The 12,952-nt window shown below is 69.5% G+C and carries 16 protein-coding genes; 6 read left to right on the forward strand and 10 right to left on the reverse strand.

Going from position 1 to position 12,952, the window contains the following annotated elements; all coding sequences use genetic code 11:
• Positions 1-243 precede the first annotated feature (243 nt).
• Positions 244-1,053, forward strand: a complete 810-nt coding sequence (locus ACFFGH_RS05710; RefSeq protein WP_386665709.1) for a DUF1206 domain-containing protein — start codon at positions 244-246, stop codon at positions 1,051-1,053.
• A 6-nt stretch (positions 1,054-1,059) separates the two neighbouring features.
• Here ACFFGH_RS05710 and ACFFGH_RS05715 read toward each other — a convergent pair whose 3' ends face one another.
• Both ACFFGH_RS05715 and ACFFGH_RS05720 read right to left on the reverse strand, forming a co-directional pair.
• On the reverse strand, positions 1,060-1,284 hold the full coding sequence (locus ACFFGH_RS05715) for an RNA-binding S4 domain-containing protein (RefSeq protein WP_386665712.1): 225 nt from the start codon (positions 1,282-1,284) through the stop codon (positions 1,060-1,062).
• 65 nt (positions 1,285-1,349) lie between these two features.
• Positions 1,350-1,643 (reverse strand): GIY-YIG nuclease family protein, encoded by a 294-nt coding sequence (locus ACFFGH_RS05720; RefSeq protein ID WP_386665715.1) that lies wholly within the window; start codon positions 1,641-1,643, stop codon positions 1,350-1,352.
• 159 nt (positions 1,644-1,802) lie between these two features.
• Between ACFFGH_RS05720 and dbpA the strand changes: the two genes are divergently transcribed.
• Positions 1,803-3,215 carry an ATP-dependent RNA helicase DbpA gene (dbpA, locus tag ACFFGH_RS05725; protein WP_386665718.1) on the forward strand — a complete coding sequence of 471 codons (1,413 nt, stop codon included), beginning with the start codon at positions 1,803-1,805 and terminating at the stop codon, positions 3,213-3,215.
• 54 nt (positions 3,216-3,269) lie between these two features.
• Here the strand turns inward: dbpA and ACFFGH_RS05730 are convergent, their stop codons facing one another.
• Entirely contained in the window at positions 3,270-3,665 is a 396-nt protein-coding gene (locus ACFFGH_RS05730; protein WP_386665720.1) for a DoxX family protein, read from the reverse strand.
• A gap of 117 nt (positions 3,666-3,782) precedes the next feature.
• On the opposite strand from ACFFGH_RS05730, the gene ACFFGH_RS05735 reads away from it, so the two are divergent.
• Positions 3,783-4,154: a VOC family protein gene (locus ACFFGH_RS05735; RefSeq protein WP_386665723.1), complete on the forward strand. Its 372-nt coding sequence runs from the start codon at positions 3,783-3,785 to the stop codon at positions 4,152-4,154.
• Positions 4,155-4,219: 65 nt separating this feature from the next.
• Positions 4,220-4,588, forward strand: coding sequence for a cupin domain-containing protein (locus tag ACFFGH_RS05740; protein WP_386665726.1), 369 nt, complete (start codon positions 4,220-4,222; stop codon positions 4,586-4,588).
• 241 nt (positions 4,589-4,829) lie between these two features.
• On the opposite strand, the gene ACFFGH_RS05745 is transcribed toward ACFFGH_RS05740, so the two are convergent.
• From ACFFGH_RS05745 to ACFFGH_RS05760, 4 genes are all read right to left on the reverse strand, one after another.
• A complete protein-coding gene (locus ACFFGH_RS05745; RefSeq protein ID WP_386665729.1) occupies positions 4,830-5,786 on the reverse strand; it encodes a general secretion pathway protein GspB in 957 nt (318 codons plus the stop codon).
• A gap of 3 nt (positions 5,787-5,789) precedes the next feature.
• Positions 5,790-7,433: an ExeA family protein gene (locus ACFFGH_RS05750; RefSeq protein WP_386665732.1), complete on the reverse strand. Its 1,644-nt coding sequence runs from the start codon at positions 7,431-7,433 to the stop codon at positions 5,790-5,792.
• A gap of 60 nt (positions 7,434-7,493) precedes the next feature.
• Entirely contained in the window at positions 7,494-8,450 is a 957-nt protein-coding gene (locus ACFFGH_RS05755) for a DMT family transporter (protein WP_386665735.1), read from the reverse strand.
• A 189-nt stretch (positions 8,451-8,639) separates the two neighbouring features.
• Positions 8,640-9,524 carry a LysR substrate-binding domain-containing protein gene (locus tag ACFFGH_RS05760; protein WP_386665738.1) on the reverse strand — a complete coding sequence of 295 codons (885 nt, stop codon included), beginning with the start codon at positions 9,522-9,524 and terminating at the stop codon, positions 8,640-8,642.
• A 101-nt stretch (positions 9,525-9,625) separates the two neighbouring features.
• Here ACFFGH_RS05760 and ACFFGH_RS05765 point away from each other — a divergent pair, with 101 nt between their 5' ends.
• Entirely contained in the window at positions 9,626-10,540 is a 915-nt protein-coding gene (locus ACFFGH_RS05765) for a DMT family transporter (protein ID WP_386665741.1), read from the forward strand.
• 101 nt (positions 10,541-10,641) lie between these two features.
• Here ACFFGH_RS05765 and ACFFGH_RS05770 read toward each other — a convergent pair whose 3' ends face one another.
• The gene (locus ACFFGH_RS05770) at positions 10,642-11,151 is read right to left on the reverse strand and encodes a VOC family protein (RefSeq protein ID WP_386667397.1); all 510 of its coding nucleotides are present in this window, start codon (positions 11,149-11,151) and stop codon (positions 10,642-10,644) included.
• A 32-nt stretch (positions 11,152-11,183) separates the two neighbouring features.
• Positions 11,184-11,489: a hypothetical protein gene (locus ACFFGH_RS05775; protein WP_386665744.1), complete on the reverse strand. Its 306-nt coding sequence runs from the start codon at positions 11,487-11,489 to the stop codon at positions 11,184-11,186.
• Positions 11,490-11,586: 97 nt separating this feature from the next.
• Between ACFFGH_RS05775 and speG the strand changes: the two genes are divergently transcribed.
• Positions 11,587-12,141 carry a spermidine N1-acetyltransferase gene (gene speG / locus ACFFGH_RS05780; RefSeq protein ID WP_386665747.1) on the forward strand — a complete coding sequence of 185 codons (555 nt, stop codon included), beginning with the start codon at positions 11,587-11,589 and terminating at the stop codon, positions 12,139-12,141.
• An 83-nt stretch (positions 12,142-12,224) separates the two neighbouring features.
• Here the strand turns inward: speG and ACFFGH_RS05785 are convergent, their stop codons facing one another.
• Positions 12,225-12,860, reverse strand: a complete 636-nt coding sequence (locus tag ACFFGH_RS05785; protein ID WP_386665749.1) for a BON domain-containing protein — start codon at positions 12,858-12,860, stop codon at positions 12,225-12,227.
• Positions 12,861-12,952: the final 92 nt, after the last annotated feature.

Consider the following 12,952-nt stretch of genomic DNA (forward strand, 5'->3'; position numbering starts at 1 on the left):
GATTCATAGGAATCGGTTGTGCTGCGCGCTGCAAAACTTGCCACGCGCTGAAGCGATTGCGGGCTCTGCCGTGCAGGCCGTGTGAGGCTGCGACCAGCATTGTTTCGCGAATGCAGCGTCCTGCGGCCAAGAGAATGCACATCTGCATCGCGACGGTGACGCAAGAGCACGCAGCGCTCGGGGTTCACGCGTTACGGACGGCCCGTTTGGGACAAACGTCGCGTCACGCAACGGAGTACGGACATGAATGCCCCGATCGGCACTGCAGGTAGGAATACGGCAAACGAGGTGGCCGGCTGGGTGCCGCCGCTTGCCAGGCTGGGTTATGCGGCCAAGGGCGTCGTGTACCTGATCATCGGGTTTCTCGCGTTCCGCGCGGCGACTGCGGCGGGCTCACCCGAAGGCGCGAAAGGCGCACTCGCTTCGCTCGCCGACGAGACCGGCGGGCAGCTGATGCTGGTGCTGATCGCCCTCGGTCTGCTGGCGCACGTGCTATGGCGGCTCGTGCAGGGCATCATCGACCCCGAGCATTCAAGTCACGATGCCAAGCACATCGCGTTGCGCGTTTTCTATCTGCTCAGCGCCGCGATCTACGCCTCGCTGGCCTGGACCGCGTGGCAGCTCTCGCAGGGCGGGGACGGCGGGAGCAGCAGCGGCGAAAGCCAGCAGGTGTGGATCAGTCGCATCATGGAACTTCCGCTGGGCCGCTGGCTGGTCATGGCCGTGGGCATCGGCATCATGGCGTACGGCATCCACCAGCTGATCAAGGCGTGGAAGGCCGACGTGCGCAAGCACATGACGCGCAATGATCGCTGGATCGTAATGATCGGACGCTTCGGTATCGGTGCGCGCGGCCTGGTGCTGTTGCCGGTCGGCTGGTTCGTGTTCAACGCGGGCCGCCACTACAACCCGCAGGAAGCCGGCAGCACCACTGAGGCGCTGCAGATGCTGGAGCGCGGCGGCCTACTGGCTCTGGTCGGTGTCGGCCTGATCGCTTACGGCCTGCACCAGTTCCTCAAGGCCGCCTACCGTCGAATCGAACGGCCCGACTGAGGGCCGTCAGTCGCCGGCTTCGACGACGAGGATTTCCACGCCCTGCGTGGCGACACGCTGACCTGCGCGGATCTTGCAGGTCTTGCGTTGCTCGACCTCGCCGTCGACCGTCACCGCGCCGCTTGCAACGAGCATCTTGCCGGCGCCACCGCTGTCACACAGACCAACCAGCTTCAGCAGCTGGTTGAGTTCCACGAAGTCACGGTCGAGTTCGAATACAAGTTGCGGCATCGGGGTGGTTCCAGTGGGCCGCCCAGCCTTGCAGGCCGATGCCCTCCGGTGCAAGCGCCACGCTTTCAGTCTGTCTTGTCGGACACGCCCGCTGCGATGTGCTGCGGCAGCACGCCCGTCTCGCAGAGCAGCCGCTTGCGCGCAGGCGGCAGTTGCTTGATCGCGTACTCGGCGCGGCTTGCGGATGCGCGGTCGGGGTACGCGAAGCGCGCAAGCAGCCGTACCGGCGGGCGGGACTTCGTGTATTTCGCACCGCTGCCCGCGACATGCTGCGCATAGCGGCGCTCCACATCGACCGCAATGCCGGTGTAGAGGCTGCCGTCGCGGCATTCGAGGACGTAGACGTACCAGGGGCGCATGCGTGAAGCGTAGCGTCGTTGCGGCCGCTGATTGCGGTGTCGGTGGGTGCTGTCGATTTCCCTCTTCGTTCATGGGCACGGCGCGATCCCCCTCCGCCGGATGAGGCAACGCGAACGCGACGTTTTGGGGCTGCAGCGCCGGACCTGCGATCATGGCGCATGACCGAGACCGCACCGACTCCGCTTTCCGCATTCACCGACCTGCCGCTTTCGCCTGCGCTGCTGCAGGGCATCGACGCGCTGGACTACAGTCGGATGACCCCGGTGCAGGCGCAGAGCCTGCCCGCGATCCTCGAAGGACGTGACGTGATCGCGCAGGCGCCGACCGGCAGCGGCAAGACCGCGGCGTTCGGACTGGGGCTGCTGCACCGGCTGGACATGGACCGCAGCGAAACCCAGGCGATCGTGCTGTGCCCGACGCGCGAGCTGGCCGATCAGGTCGCGCGGCAGCTGCGCAAGCTCGCGGTCGGCTTGGCGAACCTCAAGGTCTCGCTGCTCAGCGGCGGCCTGCCGCTCGCACCGCAGCTCGCGTCGCTCGAGCATGCGCCGCATGTCGTGGTCGGTACGCCGGGCCGCGTGCAGGAACTGGTGCGCAAGCAGGCGCTAGCGCTGCGCGCAGTGCGCACGCTGGTGCTCGATGAAGCCGACCGCATGCTCGACATGGGCTTCGAAGAGGCGATCCGCGACATCGTGGGCCGCACGCCGAAGACGCGGCAGACGCTGCTGTTTTCGGCGACGTTCGCCGAACCGATCCGCGCGATCGCCGAAGCGATGCTGCGTGAGCCGGTCGAGGTCAGCGTGGACGCCGAAGCGAGCGCGCCGCGCGTCGAAGAGGTCTTCTACGAGGTCGAGCCCGGCCGCAAGACGCAGCTGCTCGCCGCGTTGCTGCTCGAATACCGGCCCGAGTCGTGCGTGGTGTTCTGTAACATGCGCCGCGATGCGGACGAAGTGGCCGGTTCGCTGCAGCACTACGGGTTTTCCGCGCTGGCGCTGCATGGCGACATGGAGCAGCGCGATCGCGACGAAGTGCTGGTGCGTTTTTCGAACCGCAGCTGCCGTGTGCTCGTTGCCAGCGACGTGGCCGCACGCGGGCTCGATGTCGAAGACCTCGCGGCAGTGATCAACTTCGAACTGCCGACCGATCCGGACGTCTATGTGCACCGCATTGGCCGCACCGCGCGCGCCGGCAAGGGCGGCCTGGCGCTGAGCCTGTGCGCGCCGCGCGAGATGGCGCGTGCCGAACAGCTGCAGGGGCGCCGCGCCGAGCAGGGCGACACGCGGCCGCTGCAATGGCGCAAGGCCGCGCCGATCGGCGGGCGCCCGAGTAACGCACCGGCCGCGGCGATGGCGACGCTACGCATCGATGCCGGCCGCACCGACAAGCTGCGTCCGGGCGACATCCTCGGCGCGCTGACCGGCGAGGCCGGGCTCAAGGCCGACATGATCGGCAAGATCGACGTGTTCCCCACGCGCTCGTACGTGGCGGTCGCGCGCGCCCAGGCCGACCGCGCGGTCGAGCGCCTGCGCGCGGGCAAGATCAAGGGACGGCGGTTCCGTGTTTCGCGTATCTAGGCCGGTAGGGTAGGCATCGCCCGCGCGCTGCCAGCCGCAGCGACCGGGCCGCCTTCAGCGGCCGTTGACGCTGTAGCTGCCCGGGCCGATCAGGGCCAGCACCACCGCCGACGAGAAGAACATCGCCTGCAGTTCCAGCGACCAGCCGCCCTGGCCGGTGAACCGGCCCAGGTCGCCCAGGTGCACGAGATACACCGCGACCAGCATGTTGATCGCGATCAGCGCGCCACCGATGCGCGCGTGGAAGCCGGCCAGCACCATCAGCGGCGCGATCACTTCACCGACCAGCACGAAGTAGCCCACGAAGCCGGGCCAGCCGTGCGACTCGGCCATGCCCACGATGCCTGACAGGCCGCCATTGAGCTTGGCGATGCCGTGCAGCAGCACCAGCGAGCCAAGGGTGATGCGCAGAAGCAGCTTGGCGATGTCGTGCTGGGTATTGGCGTTCATGCGGTCGGGCCGGGCGGGACGAGTTGAAGGATAGTCGCGCAGCGCGGCCGATGTCTGCTGCAATACGCCGGCCGCCGCGGCGGCATCCGAAGGACCACCCAACTGGACGGAGTGATCATGCTGGCCTACGCAACCCTCGGCACCAACGACCTGGCGCGTGCAAGCGCGTTCTACGACGAGCTGCTGTCGCTGCTCGGTGCGAAGCGTTTCATGGAAGAGGAAAAGTTCATCGCCTGGGCCAGTTCGGAGCAGGGCGCGGGGCTCGGCATCACGTATCCGTTCGACGGACGGCCGGCCACCGTCGGCAACGGCACGATGGTGGCGCTGCAGGCCACCAGTCGCGAGCAGGTCGACGCGGTGCATGCGAAGGCGCTCGAACTCGGCGGCACCGACGAGGGCGCGCCGGGGCAGCGGATGGACTGGTTCTACGCCGGCTATTTCCGCGATCTCGACGGCAACAAGCTCAACGTCTGCTTCATCGGCAGCTGATCCTCTCGATCCGCCGTTGACACCTGCCCGGGCACGGTAAAAGCCGGCCCGGCCAGGAGAACACCATGCAATCGAGGATGCTGCGCTTCGAAGACAGCTTTCGCACCGTGACCGACATCCGCGGCGTGCAGGCTGCGGAAATGACGCTGGCCGCGGGCGACAGCGCGGGTGGCCCGGACGACTATCACGCCGGTGCGGACCAGGGGCTGTTCGTCGTCGACGGCCGGGGTGAAGCGCTGCTCGGTGCAGGCGATGATCACGAGCGCATCGCGCTCGAGCCCGGCTCGCTGCTGGTAATCGAACGCGGCGAGCGGCACGAGATCCGCAATACCGGCGACGCGCCGCTGAAGACCCTCAATTTCTACAACCCGCCGGCGTTCGACGACGAGGGCGAGGCGGTCGGTCCCGGACGGAAGGCGCCCGGCGACCGCTGAAGTCGGCCATACACATTCGTGGTGCGCGGTGCCGCGCCGTTGGTGTGGATCCGCAGGCCGCATCAGCCGCGTCCAACCGGCAGCCGGCGGTCCGTATCCCGTAGCGCGTAGCCCGTGCCCGTAGCCGTAGCCGTAGCCGTAGCCGTAGCCGTGCCCGTGCCCGTGCCCGTGCCCGTGCGAGTGCGAGTGCGGGTGCGAGTGCGGGTGCGAGTGGCGCCGAACGACGTGGTCGCACGTTACCTCAACGCACCGGAACCAGCAGCCGCCGACCCTGCCACGCCAGCACGGCGCCCTCGGCGGTGATCTCGTCGACGACCGCGCCGCCGATGCGGTCACCCTCGGACATGCGCTGGCCATCGAGGATCACGAAGCGCTCCGTTGCCGATGGCGACCACAGATGCATGCTCATGCGAAGCGGCGGCAGCGCGCTTCGATCGGCCGGCGCGAGGTCGGCGAGCCGCTGCGTGCCGCGCGACGGCGCGGATGCCGCGCTGGACGTGACGGCGATCGGGGCCGGTGCGGTTGCGATCGGGGCCGGTGCCGCGGAGCGGGCGCTCGCAGCCGCGACCGCCTCCGATGGCGGTCGGGCAGCCGGCAGCGGGCGCTGCGGCGCGGGCGCGGGCGGCACGGCTGCCGCTACCGGCCTGGATTCGGGATCGGGTCGGCGCATCGGCTCGGCGGCAACTCGCGGTGCCGGTGCGTCGACCGCAGCCACCCGTCGGTCTGCAACCGCGGCCGGTGCATCGGCGGCGGGCCGCACGGCCTGGTCGGGCGCGGCAGCAGGCGCGGCTACGGCAGCAGGCAGGGCTGGCGGCGATTGAGCCGGCTCCGGCTCCGCGGCAACGGCAATTTCGCGAGCCGTCTCCGCTGACGCGGCGGGCGCTGCGGGCGCCAGCACAGGTGGTTCAGTACGCGCTTGTGTCGGTGCGGAGACGAATCCGTCCGCCTCCGGGGCGGCCGCCTGCTCGTTGCCGGCCAGCATCGGCTCGTCGGCGCCAGCAAAGATCCGGTAACCCGACACCCCGGCGACCACCATCACCGCGAACGCGAGTGCCGCCGGCGCGCCGCGCGGCCACCGGCGCGCTTCCGCGGGGCCTGCTGCAGGGACCGCCGTCACGGGCGGGTCGAGCAATTGCGGCGGTGCGCCGCGGCGGCGCTCGGCCTCGGACTTGCGCAGCGCTTCCAGAATCAGGGACATCGCTTACTCCGTGCGTTGCAGCTGGGGGCCGGCATCGGCCGTGGCCAGCATCGATCGCGTCGCCGGGCCCGGCACGCCGTCCGGCACCAGACCGTGCCTGCGCTGGTAGTCCTTGAGTGCCGACCGCATCGCCGTGTCGAACACGGGCGGGCCAGCGTGGCCCAGCCGCGCCCGCAGCCAGTCGACCGCCGGGCCGTCGCCTTGGGCCGGCAGCGGCAGCGACGCGAGCTGGGGCGCCGACCAGAGCATCGTGTAGTTGCCGGACCAGACCGGGGCCAACTCGCCGCGCGGAACGGCCACCGGACCGCCGTCCAGCCAGAGCCGCACGCGGTCGCCGTCCAGGCCGAGCAGCAGCACCGAGGCCGGGCCACGCGGCGCCTGCAGCCGGAGGACGGCCGGCCGGTCGATCGCCGCAATCGCCTCCAGCGTCGTGACGCCGCGCGCGCAGTGCAGGCCGGGCACCGGCACCGGGTCGCAGGCGCGAACGCGTGCCTGCGCGACTTCGCCGCCGGGCAACTGCCACAGGCGCACGAGTTCGGCCCAGGCCGCCGATTCGTCGCCGTTCGTGCGGGCCAGGGCCGCCGCAAGCGTGCCTGCCGCGGGCGGTGTCGGCGAGGTCGGTGGCGCGGCCGCCGCGCTGATGGGGCCCGGGGCTACGGGCTGTCCGGCGGGCTGCACCTCGGTGGTTCTGGCCTGTGCCGTCGGCGCCGAGCCTTCGACTGCACTGCCGATCCACACGCCGACGCCGGTCGCCACCACGGCGACCGCCGCCACCGCGGCAAGCCGCGGCGGGCTGAACCAGCGACGCGACGCGCTGCTGGAGGCGCGGCGCGTGGTGTCCAGCGCTTCGTCCGCGGCGCGCTCCACCAGCGGGGCGTCGATCGTGGTGCGCTCGTGCACGTAGCCGGCCAGCAGCGCGCGTTCGGCCACCACGTTGATAAGGCGCGGGATGCCGCCGGTGCGCGCGTGGATGCGCTGCACGGCGTCGGGCGAGAACGGCATGTGGGTGCCGCCGGCAATCGCGAACCGGTGGCGCAGGTACGCCCCGGTCTCCGGCGCCGACAGCGGCGTGAGGTGGAAGCGCGCGGTGATGCGCTGCGCGAGCTGGCGCAGGTTCTCGCGCGCCAGCATGCCGCGCAGCTCGGGCTGGCCGATCAGGATGATCTGCAGCAGCTTCTGCGTGGAGGTCTCGAGGTTGGTCAGCAGCCGCACCTGCTCGAGCGCCTCGAACGACAGGTTCTGCGCCTCGTCGATGATCAGCACGATGCGCAGGCCCTGCGCATACGCATCGAGCAGATACGTGTTCAGCGCATCCACGAGCGGCTTGATCCGGCCGCGCCGCCCGGTGGTGTCGATGCCGAGCTCTTCGCAGACGGTCTCGAGCAGTTCCTCGGGCGAAACGCGCGGGTTGAGCACCAGCGCAACGCGCGTGTTCTCGGGCAGCTGCTCCAGCAAAAGCCGGCACAGCGTGGTCTTGCCGGTGCCGACCTCGCCGGTGAGCTGCACGAACCCGCCGCCCCCGCCCTGGCTGATGCCGTAGCTCAGGTGCGCGAGTGCATCGCGGTGGCGCTCGCTCAAAAACACGAAGCGCGGGTCGGGGGTGATGGCGAACGGCGGCTCGGTCAGGCCGAAATGCTGCAGGTACATGTGCGGCGTCGGAGGCGGGGCCGGCGGGTAGCCTGCCACAACCGTGTCGCCGTGGGCCGGTCAGGGGGTGAGGTCTTTCGCCTCGGCCGTGGCCAGCGCCTCCGGCTGCGTGACCGCCCGCGGCCGCGCAAGCAGCGGATGCAGCAGCACCGCGCCGAGGATCAGCGCGACGCCGGCGTAGAACTGCGGGGTCAGCTCGCGCTGCTCGCCGAGCAGCACGATCGCGAGCACGATCGCGTAGATCGGCTCGAGGTTGATCGCCAGCTGCGCGGCGAACGCGCTCATGTGGCGCAGCGCGACCAGCGACAGCGCGAACGGCAGCAGCGTGCAGGCGATCGCGAGCGTGAGCAGGTAGACGGTGTCGCGCGCACCGGGCAGCACCAGCAGGTCGCCGGACAGCGCACCCGACACACCGGGCAGCAGCGCGACCAACGGCGCCAGCGCGGTCAGCGCGATCGCGCCGGCGCCGAGTTCGATCGCGGTCACCGTGAGCGGGTCGCCATGCTCGACCAGATGCTTGTTGAGCGAGCCGAAGATCGCCACGAGAAACGCCGACAGCACGCCGACCGCGACGCCCAGGCGCATGCCCTCCGGCACGCCGCCGACCACCAGCGCCACGCCCGGCAGCACGGCGATGCCGAGCGCGACGTCGCGGATCGACAGCCGCGTGCGCGTGAGCCAGGGCTCGACGATCGCGGTCATCACCGCTGCCAGTGCGATGCAGGTCGCGCCGACCGACGCGTTGGACAGCTTGATCGAGCCGTAGAACGTCAGCCAGTGCAGCGCGACCAGCACGCCGATGCCCGCGTACGACCAGCGAAGCCGCGACGGCATCGCGCGCAGCCCGCGCCAGACGCGCGGCACCAGCGCCAGCGCGGCCACGACGATCAGCATGCGCATCCACACCAGCGGCAGCGCCGGCAACGTGATCAGCTTGCCGAGGATCGCGGTGAACCCCCACAGCAGGACGCAGAAATGGATCTGCAGGAACGCGCGGCGGCTGTCGGTCATCGGCATCGGCGGATTATCCGCCAGTGGCACTGCCAGTAACGATGCAAGCGGCTTGCATGGATTGGCGGCCACGCGCGTGACGCGACGTACCGGCGCTGAGCGGCGGATATGCGGGGCGAGCGGACAGGCCGGTGCGGCGTCGCGCGTGCGGGGTCACCACGGTGCAACCGCTGCCGCGCACCGTGTCCGGATCGGTCAGTCGATCGGCAGCGACAGCAGCCAGTCAACGAACATCTGCGCGGCCGGCCGCAGCCGTCGGTGGGCGGGATAGACGATGTAGTAGTTCCAGCGCGTCGCCAGCACCGGCCCCGGCAGGCGCACCAGGCGGCCGTCGTCCAGGTACGGGCCGACAATGCGCTTGCGCGCGAGCGCGGCGCCGAGGCCGGTTGCGGCGGCGTTGAGCGCATCGGTCGAGTCGCTGAAACTGTGCCGCTCGTTCAGGCGAGCCCCGTGCAGCCCGGCCGCGCGGAACCAGTCGTGCCAGCCCTGGCGCGCGTGGTCCGATACCAGCGGCAGCGACGCGACGTCGGCCACGTCAGCCACGTCCGCAAGACCGGGCAGCGAAGGCGACCCGACCGGAAACAGCGCATCATCCATCAGCAGATGCGCGGTCAGGCCCGACCAGTGGCCCGGGCCGTGGCGGATGCCGAGGTCAGGGCCGCCATCATCGAAGCGCGTCAGTGCGACCTCGGTATCGAACGCGAGCCGGATCTGCGGATGCAGCGCGGTGAACGCCGGCAGCCTTGGCATCAGCCAGGTGTAGGCCAGCGAGTGCAGGGTGGTAATGCGCACGCGGTCGTGCTGCGCATCGGTGCTGCGCAGGCTGCCGAGCACCCCGTCCAAATCCGATAACGCGTTGCTTGCGGCATCAGCGAGCGTGCGCCCCTCGGCGGTCAGCGCGACGCCACGCGCGTGGCGCTGGAACAGTGCGACCCCGAGCCGCGCCTCGAGCTTGCGCACGTGGTGGCTGACCGCGCTTGCGGTCAGGTGCAGCTCCTCGGCGGCGTGGGCGAAGTTCTGGTGTCGGGCGGCGGATTCGAACGCGGCAAGCGTCGGCAGCCAGTCGGCGCGCAGTGTCATTCGAGCCTCAAACCAGGCTTGTGGCTGGGGATGAAAGTATGCGCTTGTGCGGCTTCGGCGGCTGCGGACAATGGCGCCCAGCCTTCAATCGAGCTTGTCTCATGCGTGCCGCCGACTCCGTCGTGATCCCTTCTGCCGACGCGCAGACCCCGGCCGTGCGCGCCTGGCTGACGCCGCTCGAGCTCGGCGTGCTGGCCGCCATCTGGGGCGCATCCTTCATGTTCATGCGCGTGGCCGCGAAGGACTTCGGCTCGCTGGCGCTGGTCGAAATGCGGCTCGCGCTGGGCGCGCTGATACTGCTGCCGTTCCTGCTGCGCGAACGCGCCGCGTTCGACCGCGCGATCTGGCCGAAGCTTGCGCTGATCGGTGCGATCAACTCGGCGATTCCGTTCGCGCTGTTCGCCTGGGCCGCGCAGCGCGCGCCTGCCGGCATCGGCGCGATCACGAACGCGATGGCCGTGCTGTTCACCGCGCTGGTGGGCTTCCTGTTTTTCCGCGAGCAGATCGGCCGCCGGCGCGCGTTCGCGCTGCTGGTCGGCTTCGGCGGCGTGGTCGTGCTGGCCAGCGGCAAGACCGCGGGTTCGAACGTCGGCGGTGCGGTGGTCGCAGGGTGCAGCGCTGCGTTTCTGTACGGCATCGGCGCGCATCTGGTGAAACGCCACCTGGTCGGGTTGCCGCCGATCGCGGTCGCCGCGGCGACGCTCAGCTGCGCCGCCCTGATGGTGCTGCCGTTCGCGATCGCGCAATGGCCGCAGCAGCCGATCCCGATGGAGTCCTGGGTGTCGGCCTCGATGCTGGGCGTGCTGTGCACCGGGATCGCGTATGCGCTGTATTACCGGCTGATTCGCCGGATCGGCGCCGGCCGGGCGGTTACCGTGACCTATCTGGTGCCCCTGTTCGCTGTTGCATGGGCTTGGGCGCTGCTCGGCGAGGCGTTGACGTTGAGCATGGGTATTGCCGGCGCGCTGATTCTGGGCAGCGTGGCGCTCAGTCAGCGGTCGGCGAAGGCGAAGTAGTCCCCGGCGAATACCGCCGCGCGTCGCGCCCGTGCCTTACGGCGCGGGGCAGGCCGCAGCAGGACGTCGTGAGGGCCGGTCACCATGACCGGCGGTAGTGCTCAGTGCAGCGCGCCGAACCGGTGCATGGCCGGAGCGACTTCGAGGCGCGGGATCGCGCAACCGAACCACCACAGGTGGCCTTCGATGTCGCGGCAGGCGTAGCTGCGCATGCCGTGCTCCTGTACCGACAGCGGGATCACCACTTCGGCGCCGGCATCGACCGCCTGAGCGTAATGGGCGTCCACGTCATCGACCACAACAAAACAGCTCTGCGTCTCGCGGCCGCCGGTTTCGTCCGGCTGCAGCATGTGGCGGTCGGACTCGGTGCCGTCGTCGGCCGAGCCCAGCATCACCATGCCGTCGCCGCAGGTCAGCCGCGCGTGGTGGACGGTGTGGCCTTCAGCCTGGATGAACTGGGGCTGGAATCCGAACGCGCTGCAGAGCCAATCGATGGCAACGAACGCGTTGCGGTAGCGCAGCCACGGAATGATGGTGCTGACGGTACTCACGTTTGCGGCTCGCCCCGGTTCGACATGGCGCGAGCTTATCGACCTGTCGCGTGAAGCCATCGTGTCATCGGCGGTATTCATTGGCAGGTCGTTCAGGCGTCGTGCCAGTCTTCGTCGGTCTCGAACTCGACCAGCACGTCGAGGTCGAACGCGAGTGCTTCGACCGCTTCGCGCACCCGGCCGGCGGCCGCCCGGTTGGCGGCGCCGACCTCGAGTTCGTGGGTGCCGGGGCCCATGTCGTCGGGCAGCCCGGCCGAGCTCGAATCGGCATCGTCGAGGCGCGGCATCAGGTCGGCGACTTCCTCGACGTGCTCGATCCCGTCGATGCTCGCAAGCAGGTTGCCGATCGCACGGGCATCGTCTTCACTGCCGATCACACGCAGGCGCATCTGGGGCATGGCGGTGTTTCCAAAAACGAGTTGGGGTCAGGCTAGGAGCGGTCCGGCCAAGGCCGCGTGACGGCGCGTACGCATCCGCTCCGCTAGGGTTCAGCTCATGGAAAAGACCCCATCGCCTGCCGCCACGGCCACCGTGACGCTCCGTCCACTCGAGCGCGGTGACCTGCATTTCGTACATCTGCTCAACAACAACCGCAGCGTCATGAGCTACTGGTTCGAGGAGCCGTACGAGTCGTTCGTCGAACTCGAGGAGCTGTTCCGCAAGCACATTCACGATCAGTCCGAGCGCCGTTTCATCATCGAGGACGGCGAAGGGCATCGCGCCGGGCTGGTCGAGCTGGTCGAGATCGACCATCTGCACCGGCGTGCCGAGTTCCTGATCATGGTCTCGCCCGAGCAGCAGGGACATGGCTTCGCGAAGGCGGCCACGCGGCTGGCGATCAACTACGCGTTCCGCGTGCTCAACCTCTACAAGCTCTACCTGCTGGTCGATGTCGACAATGCCGCGGCAATTCACGTCTACGAGGACGCTGGCTTCAAGCGCGAGGGCGTACTGATCGACGAGTTCTTCAGCGACGGCCGCTACCACGACGTGTTGCGCATGTGCCTGTTCCAGCACCAGGCGCTGTCACCCGACATTCCCGGCCCCTGACGCGGGCGGCTTCGGACGGGTAAACGGACGATGCCGACGCCGCGCCCGTCATGTTCGGGCGCGGCGGTGGTGCATCAGACGGCTTACGGGCCGCCCGAGGGTTCGTCCTGCTCTGCGGCCTGACCGTGGATGCCCGGTGCCCCATGGCCGGGCGACGCGCTCGAAAAGCCGCTGCCCTTCTGGCTTTCGCCGGCACGCAGGCCACCCATCGAATCGGTGAACGAGCGCTGCACCTTGTCGACCAGAATGCGATTGTTCACTTCGCGGATGCCGCGGATTTCGTGGACGAGGTCCTCGGCGCGATGCTTCATGCGCCGCTCGGTCACCTCGCCGGTCAGCGTCACCACGCCTTCCTCGACATTGACGAGGATCTCGCTCGCGTCGATGAACGGATCTTCGGTGAGCCGGAAGTACACCTCGTCGGCGATGCTCTCGTCCGAGCGCGTCGCACGCGGGCCGCGGCCGCGATGGCCGGACGGACGGTCCTGGGCGTCCGGGCCGTTGCGCCCGCCCTGCGAATCCGTGCGGAAGTCGCCGTAGCCACCCTGGTCGCGGTAACCGAACGGATCCGGATCGCCGTGGGCCTTGCTGGGACCCCAGGCGCGCGAAGTCACCGAGGGCATGTTTTCGTAGGGGCGCGACGCGAAATCGTCGCTACGGTCTGAGCCGGGCTGCTGTCTGGAGGTCATGGTTGATTCCTGTAGCTCGGTGGACGACATGGCGCCGCATCGACGCCGGTTGCGTCCGACACTAGGCACTGCGGCGTTACCGTCACGGCAAGGCGCTGCGCCCGGCAAACAAAGGTTGCGCC

The organism is Lysobacter korlensis, from assembly GCF_042434515.1.